This is a genomic window from Pseudomonas sp. NFX5 (assembly GCF_049132125.1).
GTDB lineage: Bacteria > Pseudomonadota > Gammaproteobacteria > Pseudomonadales > Pseudomonadaceae > Aquipseudomonas > Aquipseudomonas marginalis.
On the sequence record NZ_JAFMZG010000022.1, the window covers coordinates 1 to 19,744 of the forward strand.

Annotated in this window: 16 protein-coding genes and 1 rRNA gene; 12 read left to right on the forward strand and 5 right to left on the reverse strand. The window is 61.1% G+C overall.

All coding sequences use genetic code 11. The features are described from left to right. The first annotated feature begins 5 nt into the window (after positions 1 to 5). Positions 6 to 121, forward strand: a 5S ribosomal RNA gene (rrf, locus tag J1N02_RS14130). A gap of 375 nt (positions 122 to 496) precedes the next feature. Continuing rightward, positions 497 to 2,377 carry a methyl-accepting chemotaxis protein gene (locus tag J1N02_RS14135; protein WP_027608051.1) on the forward strand — a complete coding sequence of 627 codons (1,881 nt, stop codon included), beginning with the start codon at positions 497 to 499 and terminating at the stop codon, positions 2,375 to 2,377. 38 nt (positions 2,378 to 2,415) lie between these two features. Here the strand turns inward: J1N02_RS14135 and J1N02_RS14140 are convergent, their stop codons facing one another. From J1N02_RS14140 to J1N02_RS14160, 5 genes are all read right to left on the reverse strand, one after another. Then, a complete protein-coding gene (locus tag J1N02_RS14140; protein WP_169899940.1) occupies positions 2,416 to 2,880 on the reverse strand; it encodes an SRPBCC family protein in 465 nt (154 codons plus the stop codon). A 19-nt stretch (positions 2,881 to 2,899) separates the two neighbouring features. Further along, positions 2,900 to 6,277 carry an amino acid adenylation domain-containing protein gene (locus J1N02_RS14145; RefSeq protein ID WP_421147421.1) on the reverse strand — a complete coding sequence of 1,126 codons (3,378 nt, stop codon included), beginning with the start codon at positions 6,275 to 6,277 and terminating at the stop codon, positions 2,900 to 2,902. Beyond that, on the reverse strand, positions 6,274 to 7,212 hold the full coding sequence (locus J1N02_RS14150; RefSeq protein ID WP_421147422.1) for a diiron oxygenase: 939 nt from the start codon (positions 7,210 to 7,212) through the stop codon (positions 6,274 to 6,276). The genes J1N02_RS14145 and J1N02_RS14150 overlap by 4 nt, the downstream gene beginning before the upstream one ends. Next, a complete protein-coding gene (locus J1N02_RS14155) occupies positions 7,209 to 7,967 on the reverse strand; it encodes a DUF3050 domain-containing protein (protein ID WP_092358592.1) in 759 nt (252 codons plus the stop codon). The genes J1N02_RS14150 and J1N02_RS14155 overlap by 4 nt, the downstream gene beginning before the upstream one ends. 339 nt (positions 7,968 to 8,306) lie before the next feature. After that, positions 8,307 to 9,014, reverse strand: a complete 708-nt coding sequence (locus J1N02_RS14160) for a GntR family transcriptional regulator (RefSeq protein WP_092358594.1) — start codon at positions 9,012 to 9,014, stop codon at positions 8,307 to 8,309. 265 nt (positions 9,015 to 9,279) lie between these two features. Here J1N02_RS14160 and J1N02_RS14165 point away from each other — a divergent pair, with 265 nt between their 5' ends. The 10 genes from J1N02_RS14165 to J1N02_RS14210 all read left to right on the forward strand — a co-directional run bounded on the left by J1N02_RS14165 (position 9,280) and on the right by J1N02_RS14210 (position 19,724). Then, entirely contained in the window at positions 9,280 to 10,173 is an 894-nt protein-coding gene (locus tag J1N02_RS14165) for a TauD/TfdA dioxygenase family protein (RefSeq protein ID WP_027608057.1), read from the forward strand. Positions 10,174 to 10,187: 14 nt separating this feature from the next. Next, a complete protein-coding gene (locus J1N02_RS14170; protein WP_098480643.1) occupies positions 10,188 to 11,213 on the forward strand; it encodes an ABC transporter substrate-binding protein in 1,026 nt (341 codons plus the stop codon). Position 11,214: 1 nt separating this feature from the next. Continuing rightward, a complete protein-coding gene (locus tag J1N02_RS14175; protein ID WP_027608059.1) occupies positions 11,215 to 12,066 on the forward strand; it encodes an ABC transporter ATP-binding protein in 852 nt (283 codons plus the stop codon). Between the two features lie 12 nt (positions 12,067 to 12,078). After that, positions 12,079 to 12,927, forward strand: coding sequence for an ABC transporter permease (locus tag J1N02_RS14180; RefSeq protein ID WP_027608060.1), 849 nt, complete (start codon positions 12,079 to 12,081; stop codon positions 12,925 to 12,927). Between the two features lie 59 nt (positions 12,928 to 12,986). Beyond that, positions 12,987 to 13,907 carry a LysR family transcriptional regulator gene (locus J1N02_RS14185; protein WP_027608061.1) on the forward strand — a complete coding sequence of 307 codons (921 nt, stop codon included), beginning with the start codon at positions 12,987 to 12,989 and terminating at the stop codon, positions 13,905 to 13,907. A gap of 235 nt (positions 13,908 to 14,142) precedes the next feature. Beyond that, the gene (locus J1N02_RS14190) at positions 14,143 to 15,678 is read left to right on the forward strand and encodes an MFS transporter (protein WP_027608062.1); all 1,536 of its coding nucleotides are present in this window, start codon (positions 14,143 to 14,145) and stop codon (positions 15,676 to 15,678) included. Positions 15,679 to 15,693: 15 nt separating this feature from the next. After that, a complete protein-coding gene (locus tag J1N02_RS14195) occupies positions 15,694 to 16,752 on the forward strand; it encodes an HlyD family secretion protein (protein ID WP_092358600.1) in 1,059 nt (352 codons plus the stop codon). Beyond that, a complete protein-coding gene (locus tag J1N02_RS14200) occupies positions 16,749 to 18,194 on the forward strand; it encodes an efflux transporter outer membrane subunit (RefSeq protein WP_421147423.1) in 1,446 nt (481 codons plus the stop codon). Before J1N02_RS14195 ends, J1N02_RS14200 begins: the two co-directional genes overlap by 4 nt. A gap of 73 nt (positions 18,195 to 18,267) precedes the next feature. Continuing rightward, a complete protein-coding gene (locus J1N02_RS14205) occupies positions 18,268 to 18,777 on the forward strand; it encodes a sigma-70 family RNA polymerase sigma factor (protein WP_027608065.1) in 510 nt (169 codons plus the stop codon). Further along, positions 18,774 to 19,724, forward strand: a complete 951-nt coding sequence (locus J1N02_RS14210) for a FecR domain-containing protein (RefSeq protein ID WP_414886880.1) — start codon at positions 18,774 to 18,776, stop codon at positions 19,722 to 19,724. The genes J1N02_RS14205 and J1N02_RS14210 overlap by 4 nt, the downstream gene beginning before the upstream one ends. Positions 19,725 to 19,744 lie beyond the last annotated feature (20 nt).

The following is a 19,744-nucleotide window of genomic DNA, read 5'->3' on the forward strand; positions in this document are numbered from 1 at the left end:
AATTTCTTGACGACCATAGAGCATTGGAACCACCTGATCCCATCCCGAACTCAGCAGTGAAACGATGCATCGCCGATGGTAGTGTGGGGTTTCCCCATGTGAGAGTAGGTCATCGTCAAGATTAAATCCCAGAACCCCTGTCTGCTCATGCAGACAGGGGTTTTGTCGTTTAGAGGGTTTATGAACTCTGTAAGCGAGCAGCAACTACGCCTACCCAACTCCAAAATCAGGTTCATGGCACTGACCTGCTTTAAGAGCACGACGCAGGTAATAGGGAAGAATTTTTACTTCTAAATCTTGTACGACAACCTTTGGTCGGTTTCCTACGTAAAAGGACGATTCATCCCACAATTCCCTAAGCTTTCCTCCAGCTTGGCCGAAAGCCTGATGAGCCATGCGTGCACCGAAATAGAGCGGCCCGAGACGCCGCCTATACCGTACATGGAATGTTCCTCTCGGCACGCTCACCCCCATTTGGCAAAAAGAAGTCGATGAAATGAATCTCAAATTCAGTCATAAAATTCTGTTGGCCGCGTCAGGCGTTGTGGTTCTGGCCTTCGCGTTATTCACGCTTTACAACGATTACCTGCAGCGCAGCACCATCAAACAGAATCTGGAGTCGTCTATCCAGCAGTCCGGTGAGCTCACCGCGAGTAGTGTGCAGAACTGGCTTAGCGGTCGAATACTGGTGCTCGAAAGTCTGACGCAAAACGTTGCCCATCAGGGTAGTGCTGCTGATCTTCCAGGGTTGGTTGATCAACCGGCGTTCACCTCGAACTTCCAGTTCACCTACGTTGGCCAAACCAACGGTGTGTTCACCCAGCGCCCGGACGCAAAAATGCCTGACGGCTACGACCCTCGTCAGCGTCCCTGGTACAAGCAAGCCGTGGCTGCCGATAAACCCATGCTCACGCCGCCCTATATGGCCGCCGTGGGTGGGCAGATCGTAACTATCGCTATGCCGGTGAAAAAGAACGGCGAGTTGCTCGGCGTGGTCGGCGGAGACCTGAGCCTGCAAACCCTGGTGAAAATCATCAATTCGGTGGACTTCGGCGGCATCGGCCATGCGTTTCTGGTCAGCGGCGACGGCCAAGTCATCGTAAGTCCTGACGAAGACCAGGTGATGAAAAACCTCAAGGACATCTACCCGGGCACTAACGTCCGTATTGAGAAAGTTAATCAGGACGTAGTTCTCAAGGGCCAGGATCGCATCCTGTCGTTCACACCTATCAGTGGCTTGCCCGGTGCAGATTGGTATATCGGCCTGTCGATTGATAAAGACAAAGCCTACGCACCGTTGGGCAAATTCCGTACGTCTGCATTGATCGCCATGCTGATCGCCGTAGTCGCGATTGCTGTGCTCTTGAGCCTGCTGATTCAAGTGTTACTGCGGCCCCTGACCACCATGGGTATTGCCATGCAGGACATTGCCCAAGGTGAGGGCGACCTGACTCGCCGCTTGACGGTCACCAGTAAAGACGAGTTCGGTGAAGTGGGCAGCGCGTTCAACCGGTTCGTAGAGCGTATCCACGCCTCGATTTCCGAAGTGTCTTCTGCAACACGTCAGGTGCATGACCTGTCTCAGCGTGTGATGGCGTCATCCAACGCCTCGATCATCGGCTCTGATGAGCAAAGCGCACGCACCAACAGCGTGGCCGCCGCAATCAACGAACTGGGGGCTGCCACCCAGGAAATCGCGCGTAACGCCGCCGATGCTTCACAGCACGCCAGCGGTGCCAGCGAGCAGGCTGATGATGGGCGTAAAGTGGTCGAGCAAACCATCCTGGCAATGTCGGAGCTGTCGCAGAAAATCAGCCTGTCCTGCACTCAGATCGAAACCCTGAACGCCAGCACCGACAATATCGGCCACATCCTTGATGTGATCAAAGGCATCTCCCAGCAAACCAACTTGCTGGCACTGAACGCTGCGATTGAAGCAGCACGTGCCGGGGAAGCCGGACGCGGGTTTGCCGTGGTCGCCGACGAGGTGCGTAACCTGGCTCACCGTACCCAGGAGTCGGCTGAGGAGATTCATAAAATGATCACTTCGCTGCAAGTGGGGTCGCGTGAAGCAGTGACCACCATGAATGCCAGCCAGACCTCCAGTGAGGAAAGTGTCCAGGTGGCCAACCAGGCCGGTGAGCGCCTGGTCAGCGTAACGCAGCGAATTGTCGAGATCGACGGCATGAACCAGTCCGTCGCTGCGGCCACCGAGGAACAAACTGCCGTGGTGGAAACCCTCAACGTCGATATCAACCAGATCAACCTGCTGAACCAGCAGGGCGTGACCAACCTCAACGAAACCCTGAAAGACTGCGATGCGTTGTCGCAACAGGCCAATCGGTTGAAGCAGCTGGTCGACAGCTTCAAGATCTGAGCCGCTGAGTGTACGAGTAGGAGCGAGCCGGTTCGCTCCTACTGCTTACCCAGCAAGCGGCGAACATTGTCCAGCGCGCTGTCTGCGAAGCCTTGTACAAACTGTTCAAATCCTTCCTGCGCCGTCTCCAGGGGGTCGGCAATGATGGTCCAGGTTACCTTGGAGCAGTGTGCTCCAAGCGCTTCCACTTTGATTGCGGCCCACAACCTGGCCACGCCCAGGGTGTTGTAGATCGTGGTCCAGGTCATGTGCATCGCTTGCTCATCCCGGCTATTGAGCTGTTCTACGACGCGGTTGCCATCGCGGAAAAATTTCGTGCGTAAAGCGCCCACTCCGGTGCCGGTCATTTCGATATGCGTCAAGGAAGGGATGAACGCATCGAAGCCTGCAAACTGCCCCACTATGTTCCATAGACGGTTGGCATGGCAGTCGATCACCACAGAGGACACTATCGGGTGGCCGCTCGGGTTATGAATTAGCGTATCGGGTTGCAGCGGTTTCATGAAGTTGTCCTGAAGCTATTCAAAGAAAGCCGATGGCCTTGAGGTAGTTGCAGCCTTTACTCAGCAGTGCCGGGTCTTTTTCGGGGTATTGCTCACCCATCTGCTGAACGCCGCGTTGCGCGTTGTCATGGAGGATCATCGAGGTGTCACCGATATCTTCATCCAGTCGATCAAGGTAAAACCCGAGTACACCAAACATCGCATTGTCCTGGCTTACCGTTCGCAGCGCCTGCTGCCAATGCGCAGTACTGACCCGCTCGAACCGGTGGCCCGCCCGGTTGAATGCATCCAGGTAGTGCTCCCAGCTCAGTGGTTGTGGGTTATGCAGGTTGAATACGCTTCTATCGGCTTGAAAGCGATTGCAGTGGAACGCAATGAAGCGAGCCAGAAAGTCCACGGGCATCAGGTCGAAATTCAGGTCCAACCTCGGCAGCATGCCCAACTGCAGCGATCCCTTGAGCATCAACATCAGGCGATTCTTCTGTGGTTGGCAGATACCGTTATGGCTGTTGAAGCTGATATTTCCAGGGCGATGGATGTTCACCCAGGCCCCTTGCTCGATTGCACGCCCCAGGATCCGCTCGGCGACCCACTTGGACAGGTTGTAGCCATTTCGGATGTACAGCGGCAGGGTGGTTGCCGCCGGAGCTTCGAGCACATGCCCCGTCGTGCTGATGCTGCTGGCGGCCGACAATGTCGAGACAAAGTTGAAGACTTTCTTGCAGCGGGTTTCGCACAGGCGCAGGCATTCGAATATGGGGTCGACGTTGTCCCTGGCCAGTGAGGCGTAGTCCAGCACGTGGTTGACCCGTGCTGCGTTGTGCACCAGCGTGCCAAAGTCTGCGGCGAGTGCGTCATACGCGTCACAGGCCAAACCCAACCGCGGAAGGCTGACATCGGCGGCGAATACTCGCACCCTGCTCAAGTCCAGATGTTCCAGTTGGTAGTCACGCAACGCCTGGGTAAAACGAGCCATCGCAGGACTCCCCGGCAAGTCACGCACCAGGCACGCCACCTCGGTGGCCCCGGCGTTCAACAACGCCTCGACAATATGGACGCCGACGAAGCTGTTGGCCCCTGTCACGATCACCTTGTGCGGATTGCCTGCGCGGTCCCCTTGCAACGGATTGATTTCCCACTCCCGTTGAGCGTCCACGGCTGCTCGGGCAGAGGATGCGTCTGGCAGTTCACCTTCCTCCATCAGCGTTGCGAGCGTACGAATAGTCGGTACTTCAATGAAATGGCTTAACGCGAAACTACGGCCAAATTGCTCGCGAACGCGCAACAACAGCGTCGACAGCAAAATCGAATGGCCGCCCAGTGCAAAGAAGCTTTCATCGATGGGCAACTGGCTGGTGGGCAAGCCCAGCAGCTCACCCCAAAGGTCGCTCAATCGCGCTTGAAGCGGCGTGTGCGCGGCGCCGGGAGTGGCCTGCAAAATGGGGAGGAAGGGGCGCGACAGCAGCCCCTTGCGGTCGACCTTGCCGTTGTCGCTGTGCGGAATGGCTGGCAGTTCCACCCAGAAACCAGGTTGCATGTAGTCCGGTAGCCACTGGCGCGTATGCTGCTGCAAGGCCACCAGCGTAGCATTGGGTTCGGGCTGGGCGACAAAGGCGCAGATCCTGCTTTCATGGTCGATCACCACGGCCAGCTCGCGATACAGCCTGCTGCTGCGCAGGCATTGTTCAATCTCCCGGGGGTCGACCCGAAAACCGCGGATCTTTACCTGGTCGTCGCGACGCCCACCCAGCACAATCCCTGCGGCGCTCCACTGCGCCAAGTCGCCGCTGCGGTAGGCCCGCAGCCTTTGGCCGCCCGGCACCAGCAGTTCGACGAACGGGCTGTCAGCCTGCCGCGGCGCATTCACATACCCCAGGCTCACTCCGGGCCCGACGATGTACAACTCGCCCATCACCTGTTCATCCACCGGTTGCAGATCGTCATCGAGGATCAGCACCTGGCTATTGGCGATGGGGTAGCCGACATTACGATTATTGTCATCGGGGGCGAACGTCCGGTGCGTAATCAGTACCGTGGTTTCGGTGGGGCCATAGAGGTTGTGCAACTGGCACCGTCCCGCCAGCCGCTCGATTACATGGGGTTCGCAGGCATCGCCACCGGTGAGCAGATGCGTCACGCCCAGGGGGGGATCCGGCGGCAGGATATTGAGCAGCGCAGGCGGCAGGAAGGCATGAGTGACACGCTGTCGGCGGAGCAATTCCAACAGTTGCCCAGGGTCGCGTCGCTGTTCCTCACTGGGTACGATCAACTCGGCGCCGGCAATCAGGGCGGGGAAGATTTCGATCAATGACGAGTCGAAACCCAAGGGCGAAAACTGCAGGACGCGGCTCCGTTCATCCTGCGTCATGCAGGACCCGAACCAAGCGGTGAAATGCGCCAGGTTAGCTTGGCTGAGCAGCACACCCTTGGGCTGGCCCGTACTGCCCGATGTATAGAGCACCATGCACGGCATATCCGAACAGGGGCGATCGTGCATCAGCGAGGATGCGGAATTGGCGTTGTGCGCCTCGACTGTGCTGACATCCAGTGAAATGAAACGCTCCCGCAATGGATGTTGGCCGGCGTCCAGCAATACGCGGGCCCCGGCGTTTTCGAGCATGGCCCGATGGCGTTTTGTGGGTTGATCAGGTCCCAGTGGCAGGTACACCGCGCCACTGCCCAGTACGGCAAGAATGCTGGCATACAATTCCACGGATTTTTCCAGGCATACACCGATCACCGGTGGCGCCTCAAGCGCCTCCAGCAGCGGGCGCAATCGCAGCTGAATCGCCATGGCCTGTAGGTGCAGTTGGCGGTAGGTCACGGTGTGCCCCGCAATGTTCAGCGCCTGCCGGTCGGCGAACAGGACAAGGCTGGCCTGCACCCGTTCGATCACCGGTACCTGGGCTTCCTGGATCAGGGCAGGGTTTGCCGTACGATTGAATCGATGCATAAATGCCAACGGCTCAAGCCCGTGCAGGCCGTGGTCGGGCCAGTCAGTGGCAATCGCGCGTGTAGAGAGAGACTCGGGGTCACGTGAGAAGCCACTGACCAGCAGTGCGACCCAATCCACCAGCGCGGTTGTTGCCTGCCGACGCAATCGCTGGCCGTTGCCACTGGGCTCCTCGGCGATGTCCAGTACGGCGAACAAGCGTCGGCCATGGCCATAGGCGCGCACTTGCAGCGCAGGCAACCCACCGTCGCTCAACGGGCCTATCCCCAGGCGCAGACTTATACAGGTGGTTTCGCCCACGTCATCCGGCAACGGCAGGCTGCCGTCTTCAATCCACAGGTCGGCGGCCTCATCCCCTGAAACATGGCCGTACTGTTCCAGCATTGGCCTGATTTCGCCCAGTGCCTTGCTTGTGCCGCACCAGCCGATGGTCAGGCACCTCATGGTGACACCGACAGGTAGTCGTTCAGCACTTGTCCCACGCTCGGCGTTTGCAGCACGCCGCTGTGTTGCAGGAAGCCCATGATATTGGCCATCAACGGGTGCTGGCGGGTGATGGGGAACGCAAGCGCTGATATTTCATCGCGCAGCACACCGCGCAGGCGCTCGCTGATGTCCAGGTGTTCGATCAGGCGCAGGTCGAAGTTTTTCTGCAGGTCGTTGGTCAGGTAATGTGCCAGGAATGTCGGCAGTACGTGAGCGATGCTGTCACGGTCATCCGGGCTCGCGGCTTGCCAGTAGATGCGCACCAGCCGCGTCCAGAACTGCGCGTGGCGACCTTCGTCAAACAGGTGGTCGTCCATCAAGCCCCGTATGGAGGCCTTGACACTGCGGTCCTTGGAAAACGCTGCGACATCGTGGGTCACGGTGTTTTCGGCGATGGCTACGCCAATCAGCTCCACAGCATCGCTCAGGTGTTCCGGAGCCTGCGCCTGCGCCGCCGGCAGCGCGCGACTCAGTTCGATATGCCCGGGCAGGTCAATCGGCTGTATGCCCGTCATTGCGACAGTCTGTTGCATGAAATCCAAGGCCACCAAGGCGTGATAGTCCTCGTCCACCACAACCGTCATCGCATCAACGCGACAGGCAAGCGGGAAGGGCAGCGAGAAGCGATTCTTGGCAATGCTGCGCGCGGTCTTGTCGACGATTTCGGTTTCGAAAATCACCACATCGTGGATGAACTTATAGAAGCTTTGCACCAGCACGAAGTCGCGCCATTGCGAGCAATGTTCCATGAAGGTCGCGTTGAGTACCAAGGGCTGACGGCACAGTGGGTAGATCAGCTTGTTGTCGTCTTCCAGCAGGCGACGAGGGCGGGTTCGGATGGTGGCGCGGCGTTCCCAGTCGTCGGCGATGGTGGTGTAGCCGGCGGTATTCATGGGTGCACCTCGTGCAGCGCGGCGCGCACCTCGTCCCAGAACGTGATACGGCTTTCTACGGCGGCAAGGGCTGCGTCATGGGCCTGTTGCGGATAAGCCGGGTCTGCACCCACCAGGCGTTCGAGCAGCTCCTCAGCTGCTGGCCCGTGATGTTCAGTATCCAACTCGATGTGGCGCCTGAAATAGCCACACAGGGACGGTGCCTGGCGATGGATGAGCGTATCGGGCTGCAGGAGGTGTTCGAACATACTTGGTATGACACGCTCACGCCCATGAAGGAATGCGGCGGCTACGCAATGGGTAGGGGCTTGCAGCGCAATGTGCAGCGTGTCGCTGACGAAGCGCGCGGCCCCAGCAGGAACATCGGCCATGCGCAGGGCCGTGCTTGCTTCCACGCCCTGGTGCAGCAGTGCAATGAAACGGTGTATCGCCGAGGTGCTGGCGCCGACTTCGACCATGGCTTCCAGGTACCACTCGAAGTGGCTGCAATGGCCTTGCCTGGGGCGTGAGTCTGATTCTTCGCCCAGCACAATCTCATTGATCAAGCGTGCTGCTTGCGGGTCGGCCGGTGGCAGCCAGGGTAGGCGAGTGCAGGTCAGGTCCTGCTGCAGGCGTTTGGTGAGCGTCATGAAGTCCCAGACAGCGAATACATGGTTTTCCATGAACAGTCGTAACTTTTCCAGCGAAGTTATTTCCAGAAATAACGGATGGCTGCACAACAGCCGTTTTCTTTGTTCCAGTAAAGGTGGGTACATAGTTGATGCCTATAAATTATTGCGTCGTCGCTAAAACAACGTTGGACTTTTGTATGCCGCAAAAAAGATAAGAAAGATGTAAACCAGGCTTTGCGCGCACGCGCGCTCACGCAAGTGGGGCTGCACGGTCGAATTAAGTGGCTGGTTTAGTAATGAAAGATAATAAGCGGGTTAAACAAGTTGGCCAGTATATGAATGCATTAGATGTTTTTCTAAATAATATAAGCTGTCGGTAACTTACTTTATAAGAGTGGGAAGTTTCTTCTGCGCGGGGCGCTACTTGGCCAGGTAGGGAACCCCGCAGTGCTCGACGGGCAAGCCGAGCGACCTTACGCCATGTTAGAGCGTCTTCTTTGCGGCGGCGTCGAGGTTATCGAGATAGGTTGTGATCACGTCCATCCCGCGCATCAGGTGATTACGCAGCGTCAGGATGCTTTCCTCGACCTTCTTTTGTGTCACCAGGTTCAGCAGTTCACGATGGTCTTCCTGGGAAGTTTCGCCCAGCCCCATCGCCTCGAGGTTGAAACGCAGGAAGCGCTCCTCCTCATTCAGCCCGTGCTCCACCAGCTTGAGCAGCCGCTGGTTGGGGGCCTTGCCATACAGGGTCATGTGGAACAGGCGATTGAGACGGCCAATCTCGGTGTAGTCTTTTTCCTGTTCCAGGGCACAGATGAGCGTGTCTGCCTCGGCGATATCGGCTTCGGTCAGCAAGGGAATCGACAAACGCAGGGCTTCAGACTCCAGCAACATTCGCAGCTCATAGGTCTCAGCCGAATTGTCTTCGATCAACGGTGCAACCACGGCGCCCTTGTGGGTGACCACATGCAGCAGTGACTGCGCCTCCAACTGACGCAAGGCTTCACGCACCGGCATGCGGCTGACCCCGAACAGGCTGGCCAGCTCCTGCTGACGCATGGCGGTACCGCAGGGCAAGCGGCCATCAAGGATGGCATTGCGCAAGGTTTCTTCAATCACGGAGCGAGCAAGATGGGCGGGAATAGGGCCGGTGATCTTGATGCTGTTCAACGGGTTCGGCTTCTGCGTCACGGTTACGCTATCCTCCTTATTAAAATAGGGTGGCTAATTGGATCCAATGCACACTAGAGGCTGCCCATAGGCTTGTCAAACGGGCACGGTTTCGGCTTGTAAGCGTTTCAACGCTCGACTCCGGCGGCCCACGCGCGGGTTTTGCCAGGTCTGACACGCCGCTGGTGTATTGCGACATTACCGCATATATATATTCTCTAACGGTATTTAAATTACCGTTCTTATGCCTATAAAGTCACTCTCCTGTCTGACCGGGAGTGAACTCATGTCCGCCACCTCTACTGTTCCAACAGCGACCCTTGCCACTCAAACGTTCGAGATTCGACCACTGCCCGGCAGCGTCGGTGCCGAGATTGTCGGCCTGGATTTGTCCCGGCCAGTCAACGACCAGGATTTCGCCCGCATTCATCGCGCGCACCTGGATCACCACGTGGTGGTGTTCCGCGATCAACGCATCACGCCCGAACAACAGATCGCTTTCAGCCGCCGCTTTGGCGTCCTGCAGATCCACGTGCTCAAGCAGTTCCTGCTGGCCAACCACCCGGAAATCCTGATCGTCTCCAACATCATCGAAAACGGCCAATCCATCGGCCTGGGTGACGCAGGCAAATTCTGGCACTCGGACCTGTCCTATAAAGAGCTGCCGAGCCTGGGCTCGATGCTCCACGCCCAGGAGCTGCCGTCCGAAGGCGGCGATACCCTGTTTGCCGACATGCACAAAGCCTGGGACCAACTGCCCGAGCACCTGCGCAAAGCCGTGGAAGGCCGCAGTGCCGCACACTCTTATACCGCGCGCTACAGCGAAACCAAATTCGAAGGCAACTGGCGCCCGACGTTGACGCCCGAGCAGCTTGCCCAAGTCGCGGAAGTGGTTCACCCCATCGTGCGCACCCATCCGGAAAACGGCCGCAGGGCGCTGTTCGTCAGCGAAGGCTTCACCACCCGCATCGTCGGCCTGCCGGAAGATGAAAGCCGCGAACTGCTGGCCCAGCTCTACGCCCACAGTGTGCTGCCGCATAACATCTACCGCCACCAATGGCAGCCCCACGACCTGGTGTTCTGGGACAACCGCTCGCTGATCCACCTGGCCGCCGGTTGCCCGAGCCATCTGCGCCGCAAGCTGTTTCGCACCACCATCCAGGGCGACGCGCCTTTCTGATTCGGAGCATGACCATGTCCAGGAAAACCCCATTTGCACGGCTGGCCACGACCGTCGGCCTCGGTATGAGCCTGTTGGCCGGCAGCCTGCTGGCTCCGGTGGCTGCGCAGGCCGAAGGCGAGATCCGCATCGCCGAACAGTTCGGTATCGTCTACCTGCTGCTTAACGTAGTGCGCGACCAGAACCTGATCGAAAAATACGGCAAGCAGGAAGGTCTCGACATCAAGGTCGATTGGACCCAGCTGTCCGGCGGCGCAGCGGTCAACGACGCACTGCTCTCCGGCTCGATCGATATCGCCGGTGCCGGCGTCGGCCCGCTGTTGACCATCTGGGACCGCACCCATGGCAAGCAGAACGTCAAGGCCGTGGCCTCCCTGGGCAACTTCCCCTACTACCTGGTCAGTAACAATCCCAAGGTCAAGACCATTGCCGATTTCACCGACAAGGACCGTATCGCCGTGCCCGCGGTGGGCGTGTCGGTGCAGTCGCGCTTCCTGCAATACGCCGCCGCCAAGCAATGGGGCGACAAGGAGTTCAATCGCCTCGACAAGTACACCGTCGCCGTCCCGCACCCGGATGCCACCGCCGCCCTGATCGCCGGCGGCACTGAACTGACCGGGCACTTCTCCAACCCGCCGTTCCAGGATCAGGCCTTGGCCAACCCGAACGTGCATGTGGTGCTGAACACCTACGACCTGCTGGGGCCGAACTCGCCAACGGTGCTGTTCGCCACCGAGAAATTCCGCAACGACAACCCGAAAACCTACAAGGCATTTGTCGAGGCGTTGACCGAAGCCGCGCAATTCGCCCAGAACGATAAAGGCGCGGCGGCCGACACTTACATCCGCGTCACCAAGGCCAAGATCGACCGCGCCGAATTGCTGAAAATCATCGACAACCCTCAGTTCGAATTCAGCGTCACGCCAAAAAACACCTACCCGCTGGCGGAATTCCTCTACCGCGTCGGCGCCATCAAAAACAAGCCTGAATCGTGGAAGGACTACTTCTTCCAGGATGCCAAGCCCCTGCAAGGAAGTTGAGATGAACGCGCCCTTGCAAGGCCACACGGCCAGCAACCTGCACACCGCCGCACCATTGCTGGCGGTGGATAACGTCAGCCTGGAATACCGCACCCCCGAGCGCGTGGTGCGCGCCACTCACCAAGTCAGCTTCGAGATCGACCCGGCGGATCGCTACGTGTTGCTCGGCCCATCGGGTTGCGGCAAATCCACACTGCTCAAGTCCATTGCCGGGTTTATCAAACCCTGCGAAGGCGAGATCCGCCTGCTGGGGCAAAAGGTCGAACAGCCGGGCCCGGACCGCATCGTGGTGTTCCAGGAGTTCGACCAGCTGCCGCCGTGGAAAACCGTCAAGCAGAACGTGATGTTTCCGCTGCTGGCGTCGAAGACCTTAGCGCGTCGCGAAGCCGAAGAACGGGCGCTGCACTACCTCGACAAAGTCGGCCTCAGCGCCTTTGCCGACGCTTACCCGCACACGCTGTCCGGCGGCATGAAAGCCCGCGTGGCCATCGCCCGCGCCCTGGCCATGCAGCCGAAAATCCTGCTGATGGACGAACCCTTCGCCGCCCTCGACGCCCTGACCCGGCGCAAGATGCAGGAGGAATTGCTGCTGCTCTGGGAAGAAGTGCGCTTCACCCTGCTGTTCGTCACCCACTCCATCGAAGAAGCGCTGGTGGTGGGCAATCGCATCCTGCTGCTGTCGCCGCATCCGGGGCGTGTGCGCGCGGAAATCCACAGCCATCAATACGACCTGCACAGCCTCGGTGGCGTGGAGTTCCAGGCGTCGGCGCGGCGGATTCATCGCCTGTTGTTCGATGAAGCGCCCGAGGCCGAACGTGAGTTGGGTTTCGCCGACATCCGCATCGCTTACTAAGGGGACAACCCAATGCGCCAGGAATACGAAATCAACCTTGAGCCGCTGCTCAGCGTCCCCGTGGAACGCGAACTGCCCCTGCGCCAACGCCTGTGGCAGCAAGGCTGGCTACGCAAGGGCCTGATCCTGATCGTGCTCGCGATCCTTTGGGAAGCCGTCGCGCGCTACCAGAACAACGACCTGCTGCTGCCGAGTTTCCTGCAGACCTTTCACGCGCTCTATGACGGCCTGCTCAGTGGCGAACTGCTGGGCAAGGTGAGCATCTCGCTGGTGGTGCTGGTCAAGGGCTACCTGATCGGCATCGTGCTGGCGTTTGCCCTGACCACCCTGGCGGTGTCGACGCAACTGGGCCGTGACCTGCTGAGCACCCTGACCTCGATGTTCAACCCACTGCCGGCCATTGCGTTATTGCCGCTGGCGCTGCTGTGGTTCGGCCTGGGCCAGAACAGCCTGATTTTCGTGCTGGTGCATTCGGTGTTGTGGGCGCTGGCGCTCAACACCTATTCCGGGTTTCTCGGTGTGTCCGAAACCCTGCGCATGGCCGGTCGCAACTATGGCCTCAAGGGCATGCGTTTCGTGTTGTTCATCCTGATCCCGGCGGCACTGCCGTCGATCCTCGCCGGGCTGAAAATCGGCTGGGCCTTCGCCTGGCGCACCCTGATCGCCGCCGAGCTGGTATTCGGTGCGACCAGCGGCAAGGGCGGCCTGGGCTGGTACATCTTCCAGAACCGCAACGAGCTGTACACCGACAAGGTATTCGCCGGCCTGGCGGTGGTGATCCTGATCGGCCTGCTGGTGGAAAACCTGGTGTTCGACACCTTCGAGCGCCTCACCGTGAAACGGTGGGGCATGCAGCGCTGATACCCCCAGCCTGCTACGATTGCGGCCAGCTCACTCCCGACTGACCACGAGTGCTTGGCATGCAACTACCCGACATGAACCTGTTGGTCGCCCTCGACGCCTTGCTCGACGAGGGCAGCGTGGTGGGCGCCGCGCGGCGGATGAACCTCAGTCCGGCGGCCATGAGCCGTACCCTCACACGTATTCGCGAAGCGGTGGGCGATCCGATCCTGGTGCGCGCCGGTCGCGGCCTGGTGCCGACGCCCAAGGCCTTGCAGTTGCAAGGCCAGGTGCGCAACGTGGTGGAGCAGGCGGCGTTGCTGTTTCGCTCGGCGGATCAGGTTGATTTGAGCACCTTGCGCCGTCGCTTCAGTGTGCGCGCCAATGACTTTTTCATCGGCGTGTATGGCGGTCGGCTGTTCGACACCATGGAGCGCATGGCGCCACTGTGCGAGCTGTGTTTCGTGCCTGAAGGCGACACCGATGATGAAGCCCTGCGCGAAGGGCGGCTGGACCTGCGCGTGAGCAACACCATGCCGGTCACTCCGGAAGTGAAGGTGCAGAACCTGTTTTCCACCACCTTCGTGGGCCTCGCGCGGGAGGACCATCCGTTGTTTGACGACGAGATCACCGCCGCGCGCTTCGCCAGCTATTCCCATATCAGCATCTCGCGACGTGGCATCGCCCGTGGCCCGATCGACACTGCACTGAATGCCCAGGGCCTGGAGCGGCGGGTGGCGATGATTGCGCCGGGTTTTCACGGTGCGATGTTCATGTTGCCCGATTCCGACCTGATTCTGCCGGTGCCCAAGGAAGCCCTGTTGAGCGCCAACCGCTTGAAGCTGCCACTGCGCGCGTTTGCGTTGCCGATCTCGCTGCCGACGTTGGTATTGGCCCAATCCTGGCACCCGCGCTTCGACAAAGACCCGGCTCATAAGTGGCTGCGCGAAACCATGCGCGAAAGTTGCCACGCCACCTGGCTGGAAGCCCAACCCACCTGATCTACAAGCCATGCGCGGTCAAAATGTGGGAGGGGGCTTGCTCCCGATTGCTGTGTGCCAGACCCAGATTTTCTATCTAATCCAGCGCAATCGGGAGCAAGCCCCCTCCCACAAGGGTTCTATAGTGAATCCAGGATTGCGCCTGGCGCACTTATATCCTGCCAACATGTAACTTTTTGTCATGGATGTGCCTGATTAAACTGCTCGGGTATTTCTAATCCCGAGCTGCCTGTTCATGACTTCCCTCGCTGCCCCCACCCTTGCGGCCGCAGCCAGACCCACCGCCATCACCCCGCCTGTATTCGGCCCGCGCATCATCATCGGCCTGGTCGGCGTGTTGCTCGCGGTGCTGGTGTCCGGCCTCAACGAGATGGTCACCAAGGTGGCCCTCGCGGATATTCGCGGTGCGCTGTACATCGGCTTTGACGAAGGCACCTGGCTGGTGGCCGCGTACACGGCCACTTCCGTGTCGGCCATGGCCTTTGCGCCCTGGTGTTCGGTGACGTTTTCCCTGCGGCGCTTCACCCTGTGCGCCATTGGCCTGTTCACCGTGCTCGGGATCCTGTGCCCGTTTGCGCCGAACTACCAAAGCCTGCTGCTGCTGCGTACCGTCCAGGGCCTGGCGGGCGGTGCCTTGCCGCCGATGCTGATGACCGTGGCGCTGCGCTTCCTGCCGGCCAACGTCAAGCTGTATGGTCTGGCTGGCTACGCACTTACCGCCACGTTCGGGCCGAGCCTCGGCACGCCGTTGGCGGCACTGTGGACCGAATACGTCGGTTGGCAGTGGGCGTTCTGGCAGATCGTCGGGCCGTGCCTGCTGGCCATGGCCGCCGTGGCCTACGGTTTGCCGCAAGACCCGCTGCGCCTGGAGCGCTTCAAGCAGTTCAACTGGCGCGGACTGCTGCTGGGGTTTCCGGCGATCTGCATGCTGGTGATCGGCATTCTGCAGGGCAATCGCCTGGACTGGTTCGAGTCGGGCCTGATCACCTTCCTGCTGTGCGGCGGCAGCGTGCTGCTGGTGCTGTTCATGTTCAATGAATGGTCGCACCCGATGCCGTTTTTCAAATTGCAGATGCTAGGCCTGCGCAACCTGGCGTTTGCCCTGATCGTGCTGGCAGGCGTGCTGATGGTGCTGACCTCGGTGATCATCATCCCCTCGAGTTTCCTCGCCCAGGTCCAGGGTTATCGCCCATTGCAAACCGCGCCGGTGATGCTGCTGATGGCGCTGCCGCAATTGATCGCGCTGCCGCTGGTGGCGGCGTTGTGCAACCTGCGCTGGGTCGATTGCCGCTGGGTCCTGGGGATCGGGCTGGGGATGTTGGTGCTGTGTTGCGTGGGCAGTGCGCACCTGACCTCGGCATGGATTCGCGACGATTTCTACGGCCTGTACCTGCTGCAAATCTTCGGGCAGCCCATGGCGGTGTTGCCGCTGCTGATGCTCTCCACCGGCAGCATTCAACCGGCGGATGGGCCGTTCGCCTCGGCCTGGTTCAACACCGTCAAAGGCCTGGCTGCCGTGATTGCCACCGGCGTGCTGGATGCGTTGACCACCCAGCGCCTGCACTTTCACTCGACCATGCTGGTGGACCGCCTGGGTAACTCGCCGCTGGCCGACGGCGATGCACCGGGCCTGGCCCAGCGCCTGCACGAGCAGGCCGTGGTGCTGACTTCTTCGGACCTCTATTACGTCATGGCCGCTGTCGCGGTGGCGTTGATCCTGCTGATTTTCTGGATGCCCACGCGGATTTTTCCGCCTCGCGCACCGACCTAGCCACAAGGACTTCCCATGAAACGCAAAGACAAAATCGCCGTCTCCGTTATCGCCGTGTTTGCCGTCGGCGTGCTGGTCTACCTGGTCGCGCCCGGCCTGTTGGGCAACAAGCGCCAGGCCACCAACGACGCCTTCGTCGCCGCCGATTTCACCCTGGTGGCGCCACGTGTGGCGGGCTTTATCAAGGAAGTGCTGGTGGAAGACAACCAGCGCGTCAAGGCCGGGCAACTGCTGGCGCTGATCGACGACCGCGATTTTCGCGCCGCCGCCCAGGCCGCCGACGCCGACACCCTGGTCGCCCAGGCCCAGCTGAAGAACGCCACCGCGACCCTGGAGCGCCAAACCTCGGTGATCGCCCAGGCCCAGGCCACCGTGGCGGCAGACCGCGCCGAAGTGGCCTTCGCCGAACATGAACTGAACCGCTACAACCACCTCGCCGGCGTGGGCGCGGGCACCGTGCAGAACGCCCAGCAAGCCAAGACCCGCATCGACCAGGCCACCGCGCGCCTGGCTAACGCCACGGCGGTGCTGGCGGCCGAGCGCAAGCAGGTGGAAATCCTCACGGCCCAGCGCGATGCCGCCGAAGGTGGGCTCAAGCGTGCCCAGGCCGCGTTGGAAATGGCCAGCTATCAGCTGTCCTACACGCGCATCGTCGCGCCGGTGGATGGCATGGTCGGTGAGCGCGCGGTGCGGGTCGGTGCCTATGTGACCCCGGGCAGCAAGATCCTCGCGGTGGTGCCGTTGGCCGAGGCCTACGTGGTCGCCAACTTCCAGGAAACCCAGCTGTCCCATATGCACGCCGGCCAGGCCGTGCAGGTGCGGGTCGACAGCCTCGACGGGGAGCTGCTCAACGGCCACCTGGAGAGCCTCGCACCCGCCACGGGTGTGACCTTCGCATCGGTCAAGCCGGACAACGCGACCGGCAACTTCACCAAGGTGGTGCAGCGCATCCCGGTGAAAATCGTCCTCGAACCCAACCAACCGCTGACCGAGCGCCTGCGGGTCGGCATGTCGGTCGAGGCCAGCGTCGACACCCAGCCGGTCGCGCCGCAGCGTGAGGTGGCCCAGCAATGAGACACCTTGCCTGGCTCACCCTGAGTGTTATCAGCCTGAGTGCCTGCACTGTCGGGCCGGATTTTCAGCGCCCGCACACGCCGCAAGCCACGCGGTGGAGCGAACCTCAAGGGCGACAAGCCGCCAGCCGAGCAGTGAGTGATCCGCTGCAAGAGCGCTGGTGGGACGTGTTCCACGACGAGCAACTGTCGGCCCTCACGCGCCGCGCGCTGACCGATAACCTCGACCTGAAACTGGCCAGCAGCCGCCTGCAACAAAGCCGTGCGGTGCGCCAGGTGACCACCGCCGAGCGTTATCCCACTGTCGACGCCACGGGCGCCTACCAGCGCAAACGCAACAGCGGCAAAGGCTTGAACGACCCCTCCGGCGAAAACGGGCGTTCCGCGTTCAACCAGTGGGACGCGGGCTTCTCGGCGTCGTGGGAGCTGGACTTCTGGGGACGGGTCAAACGCGAAACCGAAGCCGCCGACGCCACCCTGCAAGTGGCGGAAAACGACCGCCGCGCCGTGCTGTTGTCGGTACTGGCCGAGACCGCCCAGGACTACATCCAGCTGCGTGGCGTACAGAACACCCGCGCGGTGACCGAGCAAAACCTCGACGTCGCCCGCCACAGCCTCAAGCTCTCGCAGTTGCGCCTGGCCGACGGCGTGGCCACCGATCTGGATGTCGCCGAAGCGGCCGCCCAGGTCGCCGCCATCGAAGCGCGGCTGCCGGATCTGCAGCAACGCCAGGACCAGTTGATCAACGCCCTCAGCCTGTTGATGGGCGAGCCACCCCAGGCCCTGCACGCGCAATTGTCCAAGGACGCCGCCGTACCGCAGACCCAACGCCAGGTCGCCATCGGCCTGCCGTCGGAACTCGCCGAACGCCGTCCGGATATCCGCCAGGCCGAGGCGCGCCTGCACGCCGCCACCGCCAGCATCGGCGTGGCCAAGGGCGATTTTTACCCGCGCATCACCTTGTCCGGCAGCCTCGGCTCCCAGGCCATGCAACTGTCGGATTTCGGCTCCTGGGGCTCCCGCGCGTTTGCCTTCGGCCCGCAAGTGAGCCTGCCACTGTTCAACGGCGGCCGCCTGCAAGGCATGCTGGACCTGCGCGAAGCCCAGCAACAGGAAGCGGCCCTGGCCTACCAGCAAACGGTGCTGCGTGCCTGGCATGAAATCGACGACCAACTGACCCGCTACAACGCCAGCCAACTGCGTCGCGACAGCCTCGCCGAAGCCGTGCGCCAGAACCAGATCGCCCTGACCACCGCGCAGCACCAATACGTTGAAGGCGTGGTGGATTTCGTCAACGTGCTCACCGTGCAGAGCGCGCTGCTGGCCACGCAGGAGCAGTGGGTGGAGAGTTCTACCGGCGTGTCGTTGGCCATGGTCGGCCTGTACAAGGCGTTGGGCGGAGGGTGGGAATCGGTGTATCCGCTGCAAACCGCCGAGCGCTGAACCACAAAGAGTTTTGCCAGCCGCGAAACAAGGTGTAATGATAATTGCTCTCAATAATGTATCTGAGCTTTTCATGGACACCGCGACTGACGGCCAGCAACAGCTTCACCTCCTGTACCGCGACCATCACGGCTGGCTGCAAGGCTGGCTGCGCAAGCGCCTGGGCGACCGCGAACACGCCGCCGATGTGGCGCAGGACACCTTCCTGCGCCTGCTGGTCTCCGGTCGCTACCCCGGTGACAAGGAAAGCCGCAGCTACCTGGTGCAGATCGCGCGCAACCTGGTGATCGACCAATGGCGCCGCCTGCGTATCGAGCGTGCCTACCTGGAAAGCATCGCGCATTTACCCGAGCCCGAGTCGCCGAGCCTGGAAACCCGTGCGCTGATTCTCGAAACCCTGATGCAGATCGACGCCATGCTCGACCGCATGCCCGACAATGTACGCCGCGCGTTCCTGCTCTCGCAGTTCGAAGGCCTGAGCTACGCGCAGATCGCCGAGCGCCTGGGCGTCACGGTCAGTTCGGTGCAGAAGTACATGACCCGCGCGATCGTCGCCTGTTACCAGGTGGCGTACGCAGAATGAGGCCCGACGCCCCCATCGCCCCGGCCATTGTCGAGCAAGCCAGCGAATGGCTGATGCTGCATTGGAGCGGCGAGCTGCAAGGCGAGCAACGCCAGGCGTTTGTGCAATGGCAGGCGGCGGATCCGGAACACCGTCGCGCCTGGCAACGTCTGCAGCACCTGCAACAAACCCTTGGCAGCGTGCCCATCGACAGCGCCCGTGCGGTGTTGCGCGACACCCCGGACACCCAGCGCCGCGCCGCGTTGAAACTGCTCGGCCTGCTGCTGGTGGCGGGTGGCAGCGGCTACCTGGTGCAGCGCAGCGAACCCTGGCAGGCAGCCTTTGCCGACTACCGCACCACCACCGGCGAGATTCGCCACGTGACCCTCAGCGACGGCACGCGCCTGGACCTCAACAGCGACAGTGCAGTGGACCTGCGTTTCAGCGCCAGCGAGCGGCGCATTCGCCTGATCCGTGGCGAGATCCTGTTGACCAGCGGCCACGACCCGGTGCGCCCTTTGATCGTCGAAACCCCGGCCGGTGACGTGCAGGCGCTGGGCACCCGTTTTGCCGTGTGCGAACTGCCCGATGGCAGCCGCGTCGACCTGTATGAAGGCCGCGTGCGGGTCACCCCGTTGCAGGGTCCTGCGGTGCAGATGAATGCCGGCGACAGCCTGTGGTTCAACTCGCGCCAAAGCTCGGCGTTGCCTGCGGTAAGTGCCAATGCCAGCAGTTGGACCGCGCATCGGCTGATCGCCGAGCGCCAGCCATTGGGCGAGTTTGTCGCGCAACTGAGCCGCTATCGTCCAGGCCTGTTGCGTTGTGATCAGGCGGTGTCTGGCCTGCTGCTGACGGGGGTGTTCCCGTTGAACGATACCGACGCGATCCTCGCGGCCCTGGAGCGTTCGCTGCCGGTGCAGGTGCAGTCGGTGACGCGCTACTGGGTGACCATCAAGGCACGGGCCTGAAATTTTTTTTATCGATGCTT